Below are 18575 nucleotides of genomic sequence, written 5' to 3'. Positions count from 1 at the left end.
CCGGAAAGCCTTGCTACGCCTGGTGCTGGAAAATTATGTCGCCAAACTTGGGTTGTAACTATAATTGTTACAGATGGCAGCCGCCTCCTTGGAGCCGGCACCTTATCCTATTTGAAACGAAAGGAAGGAACTACATGTCCATTTATGTTACAGGCGCCACAGGCGAGCTTGGAAGCCTGGTCATCACTCATCTGCTGAAGCAAATGTCCGCAAGCCGAATCACCGCGATCGTCCGCAATGTGGAGAAGGCCTCGTCTCTCGCCGAGCGGGGAATTGAGGTTCGTTACGGCGATTATTCGGATCCCGCCTCGTTGGCGAAAGCTTTTGCCGGCGCATCGAGGCTCCTGTTCGTTTCGAGCTCGGACTCCGACGACACGAACCGGATCGTGCAACATGCCAATGTGGTCAAGGCCGCAAAGGAAGCGGGTGTCGGACACATTGCTTATACAAGCTTCGCGTTCGCCGAACAGTCCGCCATTCCGCTCGCCCATGTCCACCTGGCTACCGAGCACGCGATTCGCACGACGGGCATTCCCTATACGTTTCTTCGCAACTCCCTGTACACCGAGGTTTTCGTGAATCCCGCTTTGCATGCATCCGTGGAACACGGCGCCGTCGTAACCAATACGGGAACCGGAACGTTGAACACCGCCACCCGCAACGATCTCGCCGCGGCGGCGGCCGAGGTGCTCGCGGGCGAAGGACACGAGAACAAAACTTACACACTGGTGTCCGATCAAACCTGGAGCTTCGACGAGTTGGCCCGAATCATGTCCGAGATCACAGGCAAGCCGATCGTCCATCGCGCCGTTTCCTTTGCTGAGCAAAAGAGCATGCTGATCCATGACGCCGGATTGCCTGAGCCGGTCGCCGGGATGATCGCCGGTATTTATCAGGCGGTTGCCGAAGGCGAGACTTCGAAAACATCGGGCGACCTGCGCAGCCTGATCGGTACCCCCGCCCCGCTGAAAGATACCGTGAAGCAAGTGCTGCAAGCATGAAAGGCCAATCTCCGGAGGTGCGATATGAAGGTTGAAATCTGGTCCGACTATGTCTGTCCGTTCTGTTATATCGGGAAGCGCAAATTTGAAGCGGCGCTCGAGCGCTTCGAAGGCAAGCGGAATGTGGAAACGATCTACCGCAGCTTCGAGCTCGACCCGAACGCCCGGCGCAATGCCGGGCACGACGTGCACGACATGCTGGCCTCGAAATACGGCATGAGCCGGGAGCAGGCCATGGCGATGAACGCCGATGTGGGCCGTCAGGCACAGGAGGTCGGGCTCAACTATCGTTTCGATACGATGATTCCGACAAATACGTTCGATGCCCACCGTCTCTCGCATTTTGCGGCCGCGAATGGCAAGGCGCATGAGATGACGGAGCGTTTGCTGAAAGCCTATTTCACCGACTCCAGACATATCGGTGATCATGAAACGTTGGCCGAGCTGGCGGATGAAGTCGGGCTCGACAAGCAAGCGGCGGCCGAAACGCTCGCCGGCGGCGATTACGCCGAAGAGGTCCGCTTCGACGAGCAAGAGGCGACTCGGTTCGGCGTGCGCGGTGTACCGTTCTTCGTCATCAACCGCAAATACGCCGTCTCCGGCGCCCAGCCGAGCGAAGTGTTCCTCCAGACGCTGCAGAAGGCATGGGAGGAAGAACGGCCCCTCACCATCCTGAACGATCCGGGGGACAGTGCGGCGGACGCGGCTTGTGTCGACGGGATCTGCGCCCCCTCCGCTTCGAAGACCGCGAACAACTGACGCCGAGCGCGCGGTCTGCTCGCTATGGTAAGCTAAAGGGACTTTCCTCAGCCGATGAAGAAAGTCTCTTTTTGCCATGTATAAAAAACCGTCATGTACCCCATTCGCCCTCCGCGAATAAAATAAGGGATAAATTGCATCACGGGATTTCGATCAAAAGGAGATCTGGTTATGGCCGTACAAAGAGAAATTGACTACGAAATCGATTTCGGCAACCCGGAGGTCACTTCCGGCATTTCCGTATTTTCGAGAGAATTCGACACCGCTTTCGCCTATCACGGGGACGACCTGGGCACGGCGTATACGAAAAACCACACCGTGTTTCGCCTGTGGGCTCCCACCGCAACCGAGGCTTATGTCGTGCTGTATGACCGCTGGGACGGCGAGCCTTCGCAAACAATCGCCATGAATAAAAGCGAATGGGGCACCTGGCTGCTGGAGGCGGACGGCGACCTTCACGGCAAATATTATACCTATAAAGTGCTGGTCGGCGAGCAGTGGAACGAGGCGGTCGACCCGTACGCCCGCGCGGTCGGCGTCAACGGCGACAGAGGCTATATCGCCGACCTCGCCGCAGCCGACCCGGAAGGCTGGCCGGGCGCCAAGCCCCCGCTTGAGTCGCCGCTCGATACGGTCATTTACGAGGTGCACATCCGCGATCTCTCGATCCATCCCGACAGCGGCATCACCAATAAAGGCCGATATCTCGGCTTGACCGAGACCGGCACGCGGGGACCGGACGGCATCAAGACCGGGCTCGACCACCTTCTTGACCTCGGCGTGACGCACGTCCAGCTTCTGCCGGTTTTCGATTACAGCACGGAAAGCGTGGACGAAACCCGTCCGCACGAGCAGTACAATTGGGGGTACGACCCCAAAAACTACAACGTGCCCGAGGGCTCCTATTCCTCCGACCCTTACGACCCTCTTGTCCGTATCCGCGAGCTGAAGTCCGTGATAAAAGCGCTTCACGATCAAGGTCTGCGCGTCATAATGGACGTCGTATACAACCATGTGTACGACGGCTACCGCGTAAACCTGGCGAAGCTCGTGCCCGGTTACTATTTACGGTACAAGCCGGACGGCACGCTGTCCGACGGCTCCCACTGCGGCAACGACATCGCTTCCGAACGGCTGATGACGCGCAAATACATCGTCGACTCCGTCCTCTACTGGGCGCGATGCTATGGCTTCGACGGCTTTCGCTTCGATCTGATGGGACTGCTCGACGTGGAGACCATGCAGGAAATACGCCGCCGGCTGGATGAGCTCGATCCTTCGATCGTCACGCTGGGCGAAGGCTGGGATATGGAAACCGAGCTGCCCGAGCCGCTGCGCGCCAACCAGCATCAAGCGTCCAGGATGCCGCGCATCGCCCATTTCAACGGATTTCTGCGCGATGCCGTCAAAGGCGGGGTATTCGACCCCGGCTCCAGAGGCTTTATCGGCGGCGACGACGGCATGGCTCAGAATATCCGCAAAGGGCTGGCGAGCGGCATCCCCTACAACGACGAAATTCGCCTGTTCGCGGACGAACCGGACCAGACCGTCAATTTCGCGGAGTGCCACGATAATTACACGATGTGGGATAAGCTGATGCTGGCCGCTCCCTGGGATTCGGACGACATCCGCACCAGGATGCACCGCTTGGGCTCGGCGATCGTGCTTACCGCCCAGGGAATCCCCCTTATTCACGCCGGCCAGGAATTTATGCGGACCAAATACGGTATCGAGAACAGCTACAACTCGCCCGACAGCATCAACCGGATGGATTGGCGGCGAGCCGCCGAGCGGAAGCATGACGTGTGGTATATGAAGGAGCTTATCGCGCTGCGCAAAATGCATCCTGCGTTTCGCCTCCGCACGGCGGAGCAAATTCGGGAGCATCTCTTCTTCGAACCGTCGCCTGAACGCACGGTCGCCCTGACTCTTCGGAATCATGCCGGCGGCGATCCTTCCAAGCATCTGTACGTGCTCTACAACGCGCGCGACGAACAAGTAACGGTCGAGCTGCCGGACTTGGGAAACTGGCGGCCGATTTGGGGGCAAGCGCATGTGGCAGCGCTCCAGGGAACGGCATTGACCGTAAACGGCATCGCCATGATCGTGTTGGAGATTGGCGAATAAAAAGGAGGAGCCCTTCGGCCCCTCCTTCTAAAAATCCCAATCGCGCCGTTACCCGACAGTCAGCCGCAAACGAATGCCCGACGGGTCGGTTACGAACCAAGCTCCATCCCCTTCTGCCGCTTCGACGCCGCCGCTTCGCAGATTTGCGAGCAAGGCATCCAGAGCTGCTCGGTCCGGCAATATAACCGTGGCGTACGCGATGCCCGTAGCGTTGTCCGGAGCCGGCCCCGCCCCGGCGCCCGCCCAAATATTCAAACCGAAATGGTGGTGGTACCCGCCCGCCGCCCCGAACTGGGCGCCCATGAACACGGTGGCATCCGCCATCACATCAAGACCGAGCAGACCGCAATAGAACCGTTCGGACTGCGCCAGATCCGCCACATGGAAATGAACGTGCCCGATCGTCGTGCCCGCGGGAATCCCCGACCAGGGATGCCCCTCCGCCTCCTGGAGCAAACCGTCCCAGTCAATCGGATCTCCGCCCATTCTGACATGTCCTTCCGCATCATAGGTCCATTCCTCGCGCGGACGGTCCCTGTAGATCTCAATGCCGTTGTTGTCCGGATCCGAGATATACAGGGCTTCGCTGACAAAATGATCGGATTGGCCGATATGGATGCCGGATTCGATCAGCCTGCGCAGCGATAAACCGAGGTCTTTGCGGGTCGGCAGCAACAGCGCGAAATGATACAGTCCGCTTGCCGATCTTCGTTTCGTCACGACCGCCTCCGGAATCTCTTTCAAGGCGACAAGCGTGTTTTGCCCGTCCGCCGTTAGCTCGGCCGTGTTTCCGTTGCGATGCAGCGTCTTTAACCCCACAACCTCCTCGTAAAATCGTACGGACCGCTCCAGATCGCTGACCTTGAGCTTTACCTCGCCGAGCCTCATGTCAGGATGCATGCGGTAGGTCATGACAGGTTCCTCCTCTTCCCGCGTTCTCCGATATGCCCGGAGCGCTCCACTTTGGTCCGCAAGTAATGTGCGTTATATTCCGACAGGCCGCCCCACAGCGGCATGCGCCCCGTCACGTTCATGCCGGAGGACTGCAAGGCCTCCAGCTTCTTCGGGTTGTTCGTAATCAGCGTGACCGGCTTCCGTCTCAGATGTTGCAGAATGCCGATCGCGTCGGAGTAATTGCGGGCATCGTCCTCGAACCCGAGCTCCAGATTCGCTTCCACGGTGTCGAGGCCGTTCTCCTGCAGCAGATAAGCCATCGCTTTGCTGAACAGGCCGATGCCTCTTCCCTCGTGATTCGCCAGGTAGAAAAGCGCGCCCGAGCCGCGGGCGATGATCATCCTCATCGATTGCTTGAGCTGGTAGCCGCAATCGCAGCGTTCGCTCCCGAAAATATCGCCCGTATGGCAGATGCTGTGCATCCGGATTAACGCATCCTCCGAATGGGCAAAATCACCGTACACGAGGATGCTCGACTGCTGCTTTTCCGCGAGATTATAAGAAGACAACTGCTCGATCAACGTTTCGGTGTCCGGGTTTTTCAAGCAAATTTGAGCCGCCGTGTCCTTGACCGGCAGCCAGCAGTACCACTGAAAAAGAACGGTTTCGCCGTCAAGGTTCACCGGCAGCTTGATCGGTCCCACGAGAATGTTGGCCCCGTCCCCGCTCGGGATCGTCTGGATGCGTTCGCTCAACAGGTCGACGATCTTAGTATGGATCATGGCGAAGACCCCTTATGAATGGATTAGTTATTACTTTTCGTAAGTAAGTATATAGTAGTTAATTTCATACGTCAAGTTACTATTTATATTTAAATTATATAAACACTTCGAGTAAGTATATGATATACTGGTTGGCGAGAGGTGATACCATTGAACGAACAAAACATATGCCCGCGGTTTGAGAAAGCGACGGAGCTGCTGAGCAAACGATGGGTAGCATTGATCGTATACGATTTGCTGTCCGGTCCGAGGCGGTTCGGCGAGATCGATGCCGACCTGGCCAACCTGAGCGGCAAAATGCTGGCCGAGCGGTTGAAGGAACTGGAGAACGAAGGCATCGTGAAGCGCGAAGTGTATCCAGAGACGCCGGTTCGAATCGAGTACTCGTTGACGGAGAAAGGCAAAGCGCTCGAGCCGATTCTCGGCGAAATCGCGAAGTGGTCCTCCGACTGGATTGAACTCAACAAATAGAGAGATCCCGCCCGAAGGCAGGATCTCTCTTTCAATTTCACCTAGCGTTACGGCTTGCTCAGCCGCTGCCAGTGTCCCTGAATCGTTTCCAGCAGCTGATCGCGGTTCTCCTTCTTCGCGATATACGCCTGCATGGCGGAGCCGATCTCCTGCGGCAGGCCTTCCGGGAATTTGAACCAGTTCCAGCTAAAGAGTAAACACGCCTCGAAAAAGGGTAAACGATACCAAAAGGACAAGGAGGTTATACCCGTGCCATTGCAAGGAAAACGCGTAGTCGTGATCGGAGGCACATCCGGGATCGGACTGGCGACCGCCAAGGCGTTTCTCGATGAGTCCGCCCAGGTCGTTATAGCCAGCCGTTCCGCCACCAAGCTCGCGGAAGCGAAACAGCTGCTCAGCGAACAAATTGAAGCGCACGAGCTCGATTTCCGCAGCGAAGAGAAAGTGGAGACGTTTTTCAACAAGCTCGAAGCGCTGGATCACCTGGTCGTTACGGCCGGCGAAGGCGCAATGGGCCCATTCGACGAATTGCCCGTCGCCGCCGCCAGAAATGCTTTCGACAGCAAGTTTTGGGGGCAATATATCACCGTGCGTGCCGCGCTCCCTTATTTGAACAAGTCGGGCTCCGTGACGTTGACGTCCGGCGTATACGGCTTGCGGCCGCCCAAGGGCGCATCCGCCCTGGCCGCGATCAACTCCGCGCTCGAAGGCCTGGTGCGCGGGCTCGCGGTTGAGCTTGCGCCCCTCCGCGTCAACGTCGTATCCCCCGGTGTCGTCGACACCCCGATCTATGCCGCGATGCCGGAGCAGCGCCGCCGCGGCATGTTCGCCGGCGTCGCACAGCAGCTGCCTGTCGGTCGAATCGCCCAGCCGGACGACATCGCGCAATCGTACGTTTATCTGGCGAAGAACGGCTTCACCACCGGTTCGGCGGTACTCGTCGACGGCGGAGCGCATTTGGTCTGATCCGTTACGCAGCAATAAGGCGGAGCCGCTTGGATGCGGGCTCCGCCTTATTGTTGTCAGCCTCCGATATGGGACATCTCGACTTTCTTTTTTTTCAGCCCGGGCGTATTGGAGAGCCGGACTTCCGAATAACGGTCCTCGCGGACACGCCAGAAACCGGTGATCAGCTCACGGATTTCGTCGTCGCTTCGGCCCCCGCGCAGCGGCTCGCGAAGATCGGCCCCCTCCGAGGCGAACAGACAGCCGAACATTCGTCCCTCCGCCGAAATTCTCATCCGGGTGCACGTCGAGCAGAACGCTTGCGTGACGGAGGAGATCAATCCGATTTCTCCGGGCTTCCCGGTTTCCTCCGCATAGCGGTACCGCGACGCCACTTCTCCGTAATGGTTCGGCTCCATCGGCTCCACCGGCATCTCCGCATGAATTAGCTTCACGATCTCCTGGCTGGGGACGACCTGATCGAGCCGCCAGCCGTTGCTGTTCCCGACGTCCATATATTCGATGAACCGCAGAATGTGGCCCTTCTCACGGAAATAGTTCGCCATCGGCAGCACATCCTGCTCGTTCACGCCCTTCTGGACGACCATGTTCACCTTCACCTTAAGGCCCGCCGCCGACGCGGCTTCAATGCCTTCCAGCACATGGGAAGGCTTGAAGCCGCGGCCGTTCATCCGGCCGAACCGCTCCTCGTCCAGGCTGTCGAGGCTCACCGTGATGCGGCGCAGCCCCGCTTCCTTCAGCGCCTGCGCATGCTTCGCCAGCAGCGAGCCGTTGGTCGTCATGGCAATATCCTTCACGCCGTCAACCCCGTTGATCATCCGGATGAGCTTCGGAAGCTCGCGGCGCATAAGCGGCTCACCGCCGGTAATGCGTATTTTTTCCACGCCGAGCGACACGAAAATCCGGGTAATCCGGGTCAGTTCCTCGAACGTGAGCAGCTTTTCCCTGGGAAGGAATTCATAGTCGGACCCGAACAATTCCTCCGGCATGCAGTACCGGCAACGGAAATTGCATTGGTCCGTAACGGACAATCTCAAATCGCGCAGAGGGCGCCCAAGCTTGTCATGTATGTGTCGAACCGGTTCTTGCATAGCTGATCACTCCCTGTTATCCTTCTACACTATAACAAAAACGCTTGCTCTTCAAGCGTTGGTGCGACAATATATAAAGGAAGAGCTTGCGGCTGCATTTCCGGCCGCATCTGCGCGTAATCGTCTATCAACCCTATTGAAGGAGGAGCTTATGGACGCCAATCGGAATAAGCGCTACTCCCGCCAAATACTTTTTTCTCCGATCGGGCCTGCCGGGCAGGACAAACTGGCGAACAGCCGGGTCGCGATCGTCGGCGCGGGCGCGCTCGGCACGGTGCTTGCGAATCATATGGTGCGAAGCGGAGTCGGGTTTGTCCGGCTGATCGACCGCGACTTCGTAGAGGAAAGCAATCTGCAGCGGCAGATGCTCTACGACGAACAGGATGCCGGGAATCATATGCCGAAAGCAGCCGCCGCGGCGGAGAAGCTGCGCAAGGTGAACTCGTCGGTCACGATCGAGCCGGTCATCGGGGATGTACATGCCTATAACGCGGAAAAGCTGCTGGCCGATGTCGATCTGATTCTGGACGGGACCGATAATTTCCAGATTCGGTACCTGATCAACGATATCGCGGTCAAGCACCGGATTCCGTGGATTTACGGCGGGGCAGTCAGCTCGAACGGGATGTTCGCGGCCATCCGGCCGCATGAGACGCCCTGCTACCGCTGCCTGTTTCCGAATCCGCCGGCCGGCCGCGGAGATACTTGCGATACGGTTGGGGTCATCGGGCCGATCATCCATATTATCGCCTCTTATCAGGCCACCGAAGCTTTAAAGATCCTGGTCGGTGCGGACAAGCATTACAATCCGTACCTCGAGCAGTTCGAGCTGTGGCATAACCAGCATATGCAATTGAATATCGGCAAAGGCAAGCGAGAAGACTGCCCGGCCTGCGGCCGCGGCGAGTTTGATTTTCTGCATCCGCACACGGAAACCGAGGAAATCTATACGACGCTGTGCGGCAGGGACTCCGTGCAGATCACTCCAAGCGGCGGGCGGTCCGTAAACCTCGAGGAGGAGGAAAAAGTGTTCGCGCGGATCGGCAAGGTGGATCGCAACCCGTTCCTTCTCCGGTTCCAGGTCGACGGCTGCACGCTTGTCCTGTTCAAGGACGGCCGGGTCGTCGTGCAGGGCACCCAGGATATCACGACGGCCAAGTCGTTGTATGCGAAATATATCGGCCATTGACCGTCGGAAAAAGCAAAAGCACCCTTCCCCAGCCGTTAATCAGGCCATGGAAGGGTGCTTCGCATGCGCTGCACCATTAAGTCCTATATTTTTCTGTTATTTTCGCAACTTCTGCGTCGGAACAATAACCCAACGTCCGGTACTAGGTTAACGCCCAGAAATTCGTCGATCTCCCAAGTGTGCCCCTCATAAGACAAGGTGTAACCAGGGATCTCATACTCGACTGAGGATAATCTCGTCAGGAAGCTGCTTTGACATCGATGGAACCTGTCTGGGATTGTACGCGATCATCTCTGAGGAGTATATGGAAACGAACATTTTGCCTCCTGCCGCGGTAGCCCGTATGATTATCGGTTGATTGTATTGGTTGCGAAACGCAAAATCCGGGCCGTACCAGCTTACGGTTGCATCCCGGCCGGGAAGTACATACGGGACGCTGCGGCTGTGGGAGTATCTTTTGACGATCTGAAGTCCTGCTCGGTCGGCAGCGTTGAATAAAGTCGAAGAAACCTGACAAATTCCGCCTCCTACCCCCTCCGACAGTTCCCCTCTCACGATCACAGGCGCATTCAAGTAACCCTTTTCCTTCGTGCGCTTTCCGACAACCTCATTAAACGAAAACGTCTCTCCGGGAAATACAACCGCATTATTAATGGTCTTAGCGGCTCGACCAATGTTATAGGAACGATTAGTATTGGCTGCATTGAAATAGGTTACATAATGACCAATCTGTTTTTCCGTAATCTGCACGAGCAGTTCACTATCTACCTTCGGGTAAATCATCTTAACGCGGGGATTGATGACGGCAGGTCCATTGCTGAATACATAAGTGTAAAACTGTTCGCCGAACCTTTGTTCATCCAGTTTCTGCCCCAGCTTTTCGGGTATAATGGTTCGTTGTTCATTCCACTTTGCGTTTTGCGGTGCCACAAAAAGCCGGTCATTAAGTTCTTTCACCAATTGCTCGTATTTGTATGGGTCGGCAAGTGTTGCGCCCGGCATTGTAAAATCTTCGCGGTTAATCGTCACGGATTGTCCTGGAAGTTGGATCGTTAGCGTATCGGTTTCGCTTATAGGCTGAGCAAATAGCAATAGTGAAATGAAAACCATCCGCTTCAAATTGCGCACCTCTCCCGTTATTTCATCTCAATCGTTTCCATTCGCCATGGCTGCCACAAAGCGTTTCTTCTCAATTGAAACACCCATACAGCGCTTTTTTTTGATCCGGCACTGAAAACGTCCGCCCTTATCGGTATATCTGCGGCCAACATGTCGCTCATGTCCTTTTCAACATAATCGGAAGTTCTGCGAATCGCGATGATCGGTGAGATGTCGCGCCTTACGTAAAATGCCGCGTGTCGTCGATGCTGGAACAGAGCAGACACGATTTCAGGATCCTTTTGATTGATGGCGGTAAAATATAGGTCCACCATTTGAAATGGCGATGAACGTTGAACATACGGCAGAAGACTGCCCGCCGCTTTATGAACCATAACCTGATGATCTCGATCAACTTGACCGGTTCCGTGCGTGCTGCTTCCGAGAAAATGGATACAGAAATGACCCCGAAACCCATTGTCCGGAATACCGTCTCCGCCATGGGGCATCCCGTGCATGGAGGCCGCGACGGTTTGTCCATTTTTAATGACAAGAATCGCCTTTCTTTTCCAGCTCCATTTGCCGCCGTATATTTGTTTCATTACCTCGGTATCCCGTTTCGTTAACGGTTGTACATCTGCATGCGTACTTCCAGCCCTCCTCTGTACTTGAAAATGAAGCCCGGTTTGCAAATCGGTCACGGTAAAAATGGACTTCAAATACAGGAACCGCTTCCCTTCCTCCCAAGTCATCATTTTTCCGTAATGCGTTATTCTCAATGCGGATACATATTTTTCGAGCAACTTCTTCACATGGTTCGGGGGCATAATAAGTTCGGCACGCCTGATGTCATACAGGTTACAGGACGGATCAACGATGTACGGCTTTTGTGTTATTTCGAGATATGTATCCGAGACTGGATATTCATTTGTTTTCATGGTGACGCCTTTAAACAGCATTTTTATCAATTTAGATGGGACTGCAACTTGTGACTGGTATGCAGCCTCCGGTGAGGACTTCACGATTAATTGAGCTGATTGATTTATTTCTGAAGGCAATGCTTGTACAACGGCAGATTCTGAACTTATCAGGCAGCAAACCAATAACAGCAAAATGATTCTGTTCGGCACTTCTTCCTCCTCACTTCCGCCATTTCGACGTTTTAGAAATTGCCTATTCGGTGCGATTTGATTCCTCCAGTTTTATCCTGCAGGAATGCCGGGTAGAATAACGATTGGATTTGACAAGCCCTTCTGCCGGGTTATCGCCGGAAGTCAAAAAGACCGCCTCTTCGGTTAATGGAAAGTACGACCCCACCATTCCGAAAAGAGGCGATCTCATGAATAAGTCTATTATATGATCGGTTCGGTTGTCCGGCCCGTATTAATGCCAATTTTGATACGGATGCTTGATTAAGTTTGAATTGTAATATTTGGAATCGCCGGATACCTCTTCGCCGATCCAGTCGGGCTTGCTGACCGCTTCGTCTTCGGTTTGCAGTTCCACTTCGGCAATGACCAATCCCTCGTTGGCGCCCAGAAATTCGTCGATCTCCCAAGTGTGCCCCTCATAAGAATAAGTGTAACGATATTTTTCGATGATGGGCTTTTCACAAACCGAACGAAGAAGCTCGTCGGCATCCTTCACGGGAATCTCGTACTCGAATTCGGATCTCGTAAGGCCGATATTTTTGGTTTTGATCGTCAGATAACCTTTATCCCCGGCAATCCTGACCCTGACGACTTTGTCGGCTGAATTCGCGATATAGCCTTGTCTGTATAAAATTCCTTCGGCGTAATCCTTAAAGGCGAGATTCTTAACCAGAAATTTTCTCTCGATTTCCTTCGCCATGGTCTCACTCCATCCTGCTTTCATTCTCACGCTCAGTCAACATTGGTTCAAACGATAAATAGCCCTGCAAAAAGAAAGGCTCTCCTTGTGTCGGAATTCATGCTGGCCAGCACCGACAAAAGGAGAAGCCTTTAGAATACATTATATTCCCAAAACCGGGAACAGGTCAACCTTTCAGTCGACTCTAAACGACTATACTAACGTGTTTGCGCCACTATACGAAGGGATACCGATTCACCGCTTAAAAAATGTAGCCATGTCACTAAAACCGTAGAGGCTATTGCTGCTAAAAGCAATCGTGTGGCCGCCGGTGTTCGCTATAAATTGTTCGTTCCAATACTCGACCATTGAAGTTGATAATTCAGCCAGTTCCTTATTGGCGAAATATCCCCATATGTAGTGCTCGGTGTCATGTTTGCTTATTTTCATCAATGATCCTTCTCCCCGCCATTGTGATCGGAGGAAAACCGTATAACCGGCTCTAATTCGTAATAGGCATCCCTCAGCCAAGGATGGATGACTCTCAACTTTTCCCGCTGTTGCCACAGATAGTTGATATACGCAAATGAAGCATGCTCAAGCGATTTATCAAATTCGTTCGTTATTTCCGCCAGATACGGAGGATTTCCCGGTTGATCCCATGCAATCTTGTCCGCAACAAAAAGCACTTTGTCGAGCCGCGTAGCGCTGCTGCGCAACGTTGTATGGCATCCGACCGCGTCCAGTATCTCCCGATCGTGTATGCCAAAAATATCTCTCGCCATTTCTTTGGAAAGCTTCTGATGAATAATCATGGGGAAAATCGTTATCGACCAGGAACCTAAACACGTCATTTCCGAGATCGCCCGTCAACTCGCGAATCTTCAGATTTGAATATGCCGTCTTCATAAAGCCCCTCCATCTTTCACTCTCTCTCAAAAACTACCTCACCGCAAATTCCATTTGCGCTTTTATTTTATAATTTTCTTGCCCGTTTTCAGCTGACTCAACAAAGAAATCAGCAAAGCCGTCAACTTCGTAACGACCGGCAGGAAATCCATTTCCCTCGGAAAAAGCTTTCATGAATGCTATATATTCCTTATTATCTTGTTCCGTGTAGCCTCCGCTTTTCCGATAGTCTTCACGCAACGGCTTTCCTCGCTCAAGAGTCGTAGAAATCAAAGGTTGATCCATAGCATATCCGATAACATAATCACGCGTTTTCTCCACAATGGGAAAATAGAACGGTGACGACGCATGATAGATCGTAACCGAATCTTTATCGCCAACATACTCCAGTTCGGCATAAATCAACACCGGTTCACCTTCAACGTACTCTTTTTTGTCCGAGACAAGCCGATACACGAAATCTCGCTCCGTTACTTCGGCTGCCGCCATATTGTCAACCTTTTTAATATCGATTCGACTCGGGAAGCATAAACCGGAATGTAGCCGCTGCTTCCTTCTGTCCCTCTTGACAGCCGGTAAGCTTGAAATCGATACCCTGCTCCGTGTTTTCGCCATCAATTCCGGTACAAAATGCATCTAATTTCTGCCGGCTGCCGAAGGCGTCGAACGTGCTGTCGTAAGTGTATGCGATCCGTTCGCCGTCGAACATCAAGTCGTAGAAAATCGGATCTCCCTCGATTGTATAAGACGTAATTTGCACTTCATCCGCTGAGCCGCTCTTGATGTTGGCGAGGAATTGCTCCCACTTGTCGGCATTCATGATTTTGCCGAGCAATTCCACGACATCCCCGTTGTTCGCCGCTTGTTCCGAACGATACTCTATGCCGTAGACATATCGCTTCAGAGCAACTGCCGATTCCTCAGTGAGCTTGTAGCCGGTACCCGTATCTTCCACATAGGCGTACATTCCGCTATCCGATTCCGGGTGCAGCCACAGTTGGAAAGATTGCTCGGTATTGTCCGAAATGAACGTCAGATCATAATCGGGTTTTATCACATCCATCACGCCGGATTGTTTTTCAGCGCTGAGAATGGCTTCTGCAAAGGTTCTCGTAATCGCAGGATCCGTAAACGATCCGAGCAAAGCGGGATTCACGCGTCCGAACGCTTTTGAACGGCTTACTTTCACCTCTTGAACGTCAGTGCCACTCCATTGTTTGACTTCAAGTTCCTCCGGACTCCGGGCGCTGCCGGTACTGCCTTTCGATTCCTTAGCTCCACAGCCGGCCAGGCCGACAGCCGCCAAAAAAACAAGCACAAACATAATGGGCATCAAACTTTTTTTATACATGCTGACCACCTCCACAACATCAGACGCGGCCAGCTTTGTATTTGTTTCAGGTGGTCCGTTAAATCTGCAAGTTGCGCTCCTCAAAAACCCGCTTGGCAACAAAAATGGCGTTGAGCACCCGTGGAAAACCGGTATAGGGAGCGCAGTGCATGATTGCCTCCACCACTTCGCCCGGCTCGATCTTCCCGGCGGGGATTCGTATTGTCCACCACAAATCTTTGCTTTGCCTGAAACGACGCCGCTAGGAAAATATCTTCCCGTCTCCTGGTTTTTAACAAGGTTACATTTAATAGTCAATATATTGACCATTATTCCAAAAAAAAGCTGCATATTCTTTCTGTTTGCTTCTCTTCTCTTATTGCGTCCGGTTTAAGTCGTTCACCAGCCGTCGAAGGTATGCAGACAGGTTCTCCAACTCCTCACGGTTGAAGCCGCCAAATGATTTCTCGTTGCTGACATTGGTCATCGGCTCTATAATGTCAAGAACCTTCTCCCCTTTGTCCGTCAGCTTCACTCGAGTAATGCGCCGGTCGGCCGAATCTTCATAGGTATGAATGTACCCTCCCTGCTTCAGACGCTCCACCATCCCCGTAATATTCTGCTTCGTTACCTGCGTATGCTCTCTCAAATCCTTTAAAGAGAGCTCACCCTCGACCGATATCGTCCCCAGCAATAACCATTGCTGCACGGTGGATAATCCCGCTTCAGCCGCCAGTTTGCGGCCGACCCGCTCCAAAAGATTGGAAGCCCGAAACAAATCCAACACAATGCCCGCCCTAAGTTCATCCATCTTGTCCATGATCAAACCCCATGTAGTCAATATATTGACTTTTATTCTGAAGAAGGTTTTGGAAAATGTCAACAGCTAACCGGTCAACCGACACTGACCTTCACCGACAAATCCCGTTCAGCTCGACGAGAAACGAATTATAGAAGCGCCACACACCGCAAACAGGACCCGCAGCGGGCCCTGTATGCGTTATAGGAAAATATCAGTTTCCATCTTTGTCGTCGGTTTCCCGATAAAACTCGTTCAACGCAACATATACTTTCCGGTAGCGCCGGTAAATCCCGTTGTATGCGTCATGCCGGACGGGCGAATGCTCCAGCGCCGCGCCGGTCCGCACCACCGCGTCGGCCGCGGCTTCCGCCGTTTCGTACACCCCGCTGCCGACACCCGCCAGAATCGCCGCGCCTGCCGCCGAGGCGTCACGGTTGGCCAGAACGGCCATGTCCTTGCCCAGTACATCGCCGATCATCCGGCACCATACGGAGTTCCGGCTCCCGCCGCCGCCGAGATGGACTCGCTGTATGCTATACCCCGCGGACTCGAATACCTCCATGCTCTCACGGATGTTATAGGCGACTCCCTCCATCACCGAGTGAAGCAGCAAGGCGGGGTCTTGTCCCGTGGACAGGCCTAACCAGGAAGCACGGTCGCTGGAATCGAAGTACGGTGTACCGCTGCCCATCAGGAACGGCAGGAACAACAAGCCCCCGCTTCCGAGCGGCAGGCCGTCCATCCGCTCGGACAGCTCTCCGATTGCATCGAAATCGGCCGCTTCGAGCCGCGTTTTGCCTGTCAGCATCCGGTATCCCCAGTCGACGCCGAGTCCGCCCGTGAATACGGAGCCCATCGCATAGAGAGAATGCGGAATCGCGGAAGGATGGAACGTCACACGGCCGGCCATCTCGGGCGCGATCGAGCCGACCCGGAGCACAACCTGCGCGCTCGTGCTGAGCGTAACCGCGAGCGTCCCCGGCTGCGCCGCTCCCGTGCCCAGTTGACTGCAGGCCATATCGGCTGCCCCCATAACGACCGGCGTGCCTTCGGGCAAACCGGTCAACCCGGCGGCTTCGCGCCCTACCTTGCCCACTGCATGGTGTGACTCCCCGACCGGCGGAAAAAGCTCCGGCGCCAGCCCCAGCTTGCGGATCAGAACGGCCGCCCATCGGCGTTCCGCCGCGCTGTAAAGCAGGCTGTTGCCGGCGTCCGTTGCGTCCGTTCCGATATGCCCCGTCAGCTTGAACCGGATGAAATCCTTCGGAAACAGAAGCGCCGCCGCCCGTTCCAGCGCCTGCGGATGATGCTTTTTGATCCAGAGCAGCTTGGACACGGTAAAAGCATCCACCGGGACGTTGCCGGTCAATGCCGTAAATTCGTCCCGATAGGTCTCCCGCAAATAACGGGTTTCCTCGAAAGAGCGCGTATCGGCGATCAGAATGCTCGGCAGCACAGGCTTGCCGCCCCCGTCGAGCAGGACGGGCGCGCTCATGTGGCCCGAGAACGACACCGCCCCGATGGCGGCCGGTCCGGTCTGCGCCATACAGGCGCGAATCGCTTCCGCGGCGGCCGACCACCACGACTCCGGGTCCTGCTCCACCCAGCCCGGACGGGGCGAACTTGTCGGATAATGCCCCGTGGCGGATGCGCGCACTTCGCCCTCCGCCGTCATGGCAATCACCTTCACAGCGGTGGAGCCGATATCAATGCCCATCAACAATTGTTTATCCCGCATGTCTTCCCTCCCCCGTAACCAGCGCCTATCCGATCTGCGACAATCCGCCCCTGTCTTCCCGTCTTCCTCACACCGCCGTTACAGATGCTTGATCCGTTTCCGGTACTTGTCGATATAGGCCTGATTGCGCTCAAACCCGCCGGGAATGTTGCCGCTGATATAGACCGGCGGCTCGATCCCCCTCTCCACCAGCTTCTCCGCCGCGCTTGTCATCACCATATTCAGGATGACGCTGCCGATAACGGTCGAGCCGGACGCCATTTTGACCGAAGACGACGGAATTTCCACCAGCGCATCGCCGTACGGCATATGATTGTCGATCACGAGATCGGCAATATCGCGCAGCCGCTTCCCCGAAGGATGGCGCGTTTCATCGCCGTAATAAGCGGAGGAACAGAGCGCGATGACCTTCAGTCCCTTGGCCTTGGCGGCCTGCGCCATTTCCACCGGCAGGCTGTTGATGCCGGAGTTGGAGATGACGATGATCACCTCGCCGGGCGTCACCGTATAATTATCGAGAATATGCTCGGCGTAACCCGCCATGCGCTCGATTTTCGAGCTTTTGACAGCGCCTTCGTGCAGCATGACGCTGGTCTCCAGGATCGGGTTCACCGGTACCATGCCTCCCGCTCTATAGAAAAAATCCTCCGCCAGCAAATGCGAATGGCCGCAGCCGAATAAATGAACAAGACCGTCCTGCGCAATGGAATCGGCGATCCATTCCGCCGCCTGGCGTATGGACTCCCGTTCCTCTGACTCCACCGTGCGGATATGACCGATAATTTTGTTTACGAATTCGTTCGCGAGCATATGGTTACCCCTTCCTTGCCGCCGACCTCGCTATCCGATGTTCGCCGGAATGCCCAGTTTGTCGAAAATGTGGTGGGCCGCGCGGACATGCTCCGCCGCCCTCGAAAGCGCGGGCTGACCGTGGCCGGGAAGCAGCAGCTCCGGCTCCAGGCCGGCAAGCCGTTCGATGCTTCGCGCCAGATCGCCCATCGAGAAATCGCTTGTGTTCAGCATGGAGATCCTGCCTCCGTACATAACCGTATCGCCGCTGATCAGGACAGGCGCGCCGCCGCCGGCCCTTTCCATATAGAAGCAAGTATCGTGGCGGGAATGTCCCGGGGTGTGCAGCGCCCGAAACGCATACCGCCCGACGTCAAGGCTGTCTCCGTCCGTGAGCAGGATGTCCGCCGGACAAGCTTCCCACCGGTAATCCGCCGGATAGAAGCCGGCGGAACGGGCCCGCGGCAGATCGATGGCATGCTCGTCGCCTCCTTCAAGCGCGTCCGCGGCGCCGGCCGGAACGGCTACGCGGGCGCCGGACCGCCGCCGGATTTCAGCCGCTCCGCCCGAATGGTCGGCATGCAGGTGCGTCAGCAGCACATAGGCGATCCGTTCAAGTCTGAATCCGTGCGCGGCGATGTTCCGTTCGATCTCGGAGACGGACAGCCCCGTCCCGCTATCGACCAGCACCAATCCTTCGCCGGTGTCGATCAAATAAACGTTGCAGTCGGCCGGGTGCGTCCAATCAAAGCCCAGCTTGCCGCTGCCCGCCAAATAGATGTCATGTCCGATCCTCATG

The 18575-nt window shown here is 55.2% G+C and carries 20 protein-coding genes and 2 pseudogenes; 6 read left to right on the top strand and 16 right to left on the bottom strand.

Going from position 1 to position 18575, the window contains the following annotated elements; translation table 11 throughout:
* The first annotated feature begins 134 nt into the window (after positions 1-134).
* From RWM61_RS11685 to pulA, 3 genes are all read left to right on the top strand, one after another.
* Positions 135-1001, top strand: a complete 867-nt coding sequence (locus tag RWM61_RS11685) for an SDR family oxidoreductase (protein ID WP_314000872.1) — start codon at positions 135-137, stop codon at positions 999-1001.
* Between the two features lie 24 nt (positions 1002-1025).
* Positions 1026-1760, top strand: coding sequence for a DsbA family oxidoreductase (locus RWM61_RS11680; RefSeq protein ID WP_314000870.1), 735 nt, complete (start codon positions 1026-1028; stop codon positions 1758-1760).
* A gap of 171 nt (positions 1761-1931) precedes the next feature.
* Positions 1932-3887: a type I pullulanase gene (gene pulA / locus RWM61_RS11675; protein ID WP_314000868.1), complete on the top strand. Its 1956-nt coding sequence runs from the start codon at positions 1932-1934 to the stop codon at positions 3885-3887.
* Between the two features lie 48 nt (positions 3888-3935).
* On the opposite strand, the gene RWM61_RS11670 is transcribed toward pulA, so the two are convergent.
* Together RWM61_RS11670 and RWM61_RS11665 are read right to left on the bottom strand one after the other, a co-directional pair.
* Complete coding sequence (locus RWM61_RS11670; RefSeq protein ID WP_314000866.1) at positions 3936-4799, bottom strand: VOC family protein; 864 nt, start codon at positions 4797-4799, stop codon at positions 3936-3938.
* Entirely contained in the window at positions 4796-5563 is a 768-nt protein-coding gene (locus RWM61_RS11665) for a GTP cyclohydrolase II (protein ID WP_314000864.1), read from the bottom strand. Before RWM61_RS11665 ends, RWM61_RS11670 begins: the two co-directional genes overlap by 4 nt.
* A 150-nt stretch (positions 5564-5713) precedes the next feature.
* Between RWM61_RS11665 and RWM61_RS11660 the strand changes: the two genes are divergently transcribed.
* Positions 5714-6034, top strand: a complete 321-nt coding sequence (locus RWM61_RS11660; RefSeq protein ID WP_314000862.1) for a winged helix-turn-helix transcriptional regulator — start codon at positions 5714-5716, stop codon at positions 6032-6034.
* Between the two features lie 47 nt (positions 6035-6081).
* On the opposite strand, the gene RWM61_RS11655 is transcribed toward RWM61_RS11660, so the two are convergent.
* Positions 6082-6270 (bottom strand): hypothetical protein, encoded by a 189-nt coding sequence (locus RWM61_RS11655; RefSeq protein ID WP_314000860.1) that lies wholly within the window; start codon positions 6268-6270, stop codon positions 6082-6084.
* A gap of 13 nt (positions 6271-6283) precedes the next feature.
* Here RWM61_RS11655 and RWM61_RS11650 point away from each other — a divergent pair, with 13 nt between their 5' ends.
* On the top strand, positions 6284-7000 hold the full coding sequence (locus RWM61_RS11650) for an SDR family oxidoreductase (protein ID WP_314000858.1): 717 nt from the start codon (positions 6284-6286) through the stop codon (positions 6998-7000).
* 56 nt (positions 7001-7056) lie between these two features.
* Here the strand turns inward: RWM61_RS11650 and moaA are convergent, their stop codons facing one another.
* Positions 7057-8091: a GTP 3',8-cyclase MoaA gene (gene moaA / locus RWM61_RS11645; protein WP_314000856.1), complete on the bottom strand. Its 1035-nt coding sequence runs from the start codon at positions 8089-8091 to the stop codon at positions 7057-7059.
* A gap of 151 nt (positions 8092-8242) precedes the next feature.
* Here moaA and RWM61_RS11640 point away from each other — a divergent pair, with 151 nt between their 5' ends.
* The gene (locus RWM61_RS11640) at positions 8243-9280 is read left to right on the top strand and encodes a ThiF family adenylyltransferase (RefSeq protein ID WP_314000854.1); all 1038 of its coding nucleotides are present in this window, start codon (positions 8243-8245) and stop codon (positions 9278-9280) included.
* A gap of 213 nt (positions 9281-9493) precedes the next feature.
* Here RWM61_RS11640 and RWM61_RS11635 read toward each other — a convergent pair whose 3' ends face one another.
* The 12 genes and pseudogenes from RWM61_RS11635 to RWM61_RS11580 form a co-directional block, all read right to left on the bottom strand.
* A complete protein-coding gene (locus RWM61_RS11635; RefSeq protein ID WP_399538462.1) occupies positions 9494-10390 on the bottom strand; it encodes a VanW family protein in 897 nt (298 codons plus the stop codon).
* Between the two features lie 26 nt (positions 10391-10416).
* The gene (locus RWM61_RS11630) at positions 10417-11508 is read right to left on the bottom strand and encodes a hypothetical protein (protein WP_314000850.1); all 1092 of its coding nucleotides are present in this window, start codon (positions 11506-11508) and stop codon (positions 10417-10419) included.
* Positions 11509-11761: 253 nt separating this feature from the next.
* A complete protein-coding gene (locus RWM61_RS11625) occupies positions 11762-12229 on the bottom strand; it encodes a CYTH domain-containing protein (RefSeq protein WP_314000848.1) in 468 nt (155 codons plus the stop codon).
* A 234-nt stretch (positions 12230-12463) separates the two neighbouring features.
* Positions 12464-12658 carry a hypothetical protein gene (locus tag RWM61_RS11620; RefSeq protein WP_314000846.1) on the bottom strand — a complete coding sequence of 65 codons (195 nt, stop codon included), beginning with the start codon at positions 12656-12658 and terminating at the stop codon, positions 12464-12466.
* Positions 12658-13029: pseudogene (locus tag RWM61_RS11615) on the bottom strand (HAD family hydrolase); the annotation flags it as partial. The gene RWM61_RS11620 and the pseudogene RWM61_RS11615, both read right to left, overlap by 1 nt.
* 121 nt (positions 13030-13150) lie before the next feature.
* Complete coding sequence (locus RWM61_RS11610) at positions 13151-13606, bottom strand: hypothetical protein (protein ID WP_314000845.1); 456 nt, start codon at positions 13604-13606, stop codon at positions 13151-13153.
* 13 nt (positions 13607-13619) lie between these two features.
* The gene (locus RWM61_RS11605) at positions 13620-14483 is read right to left on the bottom strand and encodes a DUF4362 domain-containing protein (RefSeq protein WP_314000842.1); all 864 of its coding nucleotides are present in this window, start codon (positions 14481-14483) and stop codon (positions 13620-13622) included.
* A gap of 43 nt (positions 14484-14526) precedes the next feature.
* A pseudogene (locus RWM61_RS11600) lies at positions 14527-14649 on the bottom strand (carboxymuconolactone decarboxylase family protein); the annotation flags it as partial.
* A gap of 174 nt (positions 14650-14823) precedes the next feature.
* Positions 14824-15267, bottom strand: coding sequence for a MarR family winged helix-turn-helix transcriptional regulator (locus RWM61_RS11595; protein ID WP_314000840.1), 444 nt, complete (start codon positions 15265-15267; stop codon positions 14824-14826).
* 193 nt (positions 15268-15460) lie between these two features.
* Positions 15461-16987 carry an FGGY family carbohydrate kinase gene (locus RWM61_RS11590; RefSeq protein ID WP_314000838.1) on the bottom strand — a complete coding sequence of 509 codons (1527 nt, stop codon included), beginning with the start codon at positions 16985-16987 and terminating at the stop codon, positions 15461-15463.
* Positions 16988-17065: 78 nt separating this feature from the next.
* Complete coding sequence (locus tag RWM61_RS11585; protein ID WP_314000836.1) at positions 17066-17797, bottom strand: SIS domain-containing protein; 732 nt, start codon at positions 17795-17797, stop codon at positions 17066-17068.
* 30 nt (positions 17798-17827) lie between these two features.
* A complete protein-coding gene (locus RWM61_RS11580) occupies positions 17828-18574 on the bottom strand; it encodes an MBL fold metallo-hydrolase (RefSeq protein ID WP_314000834.1) in 747 nt (248 codons plus the stop codon).
* Position 18575 lies beyond the last annotated feature (1 nt).

This window comes from uncultured Paenibacillus sp. (assembly GCF_963515335.1).
GTDB lineage: Bacteria > Bacillota > Bacilli > Paenibacillales > Paenibacillaceae > Paenibacillus_I.
The sequence above is the reverse complement of the archived record's forward strand: the minus strand, read 5'-3'. Positions and strand labels throughout refer to the sequence as shown.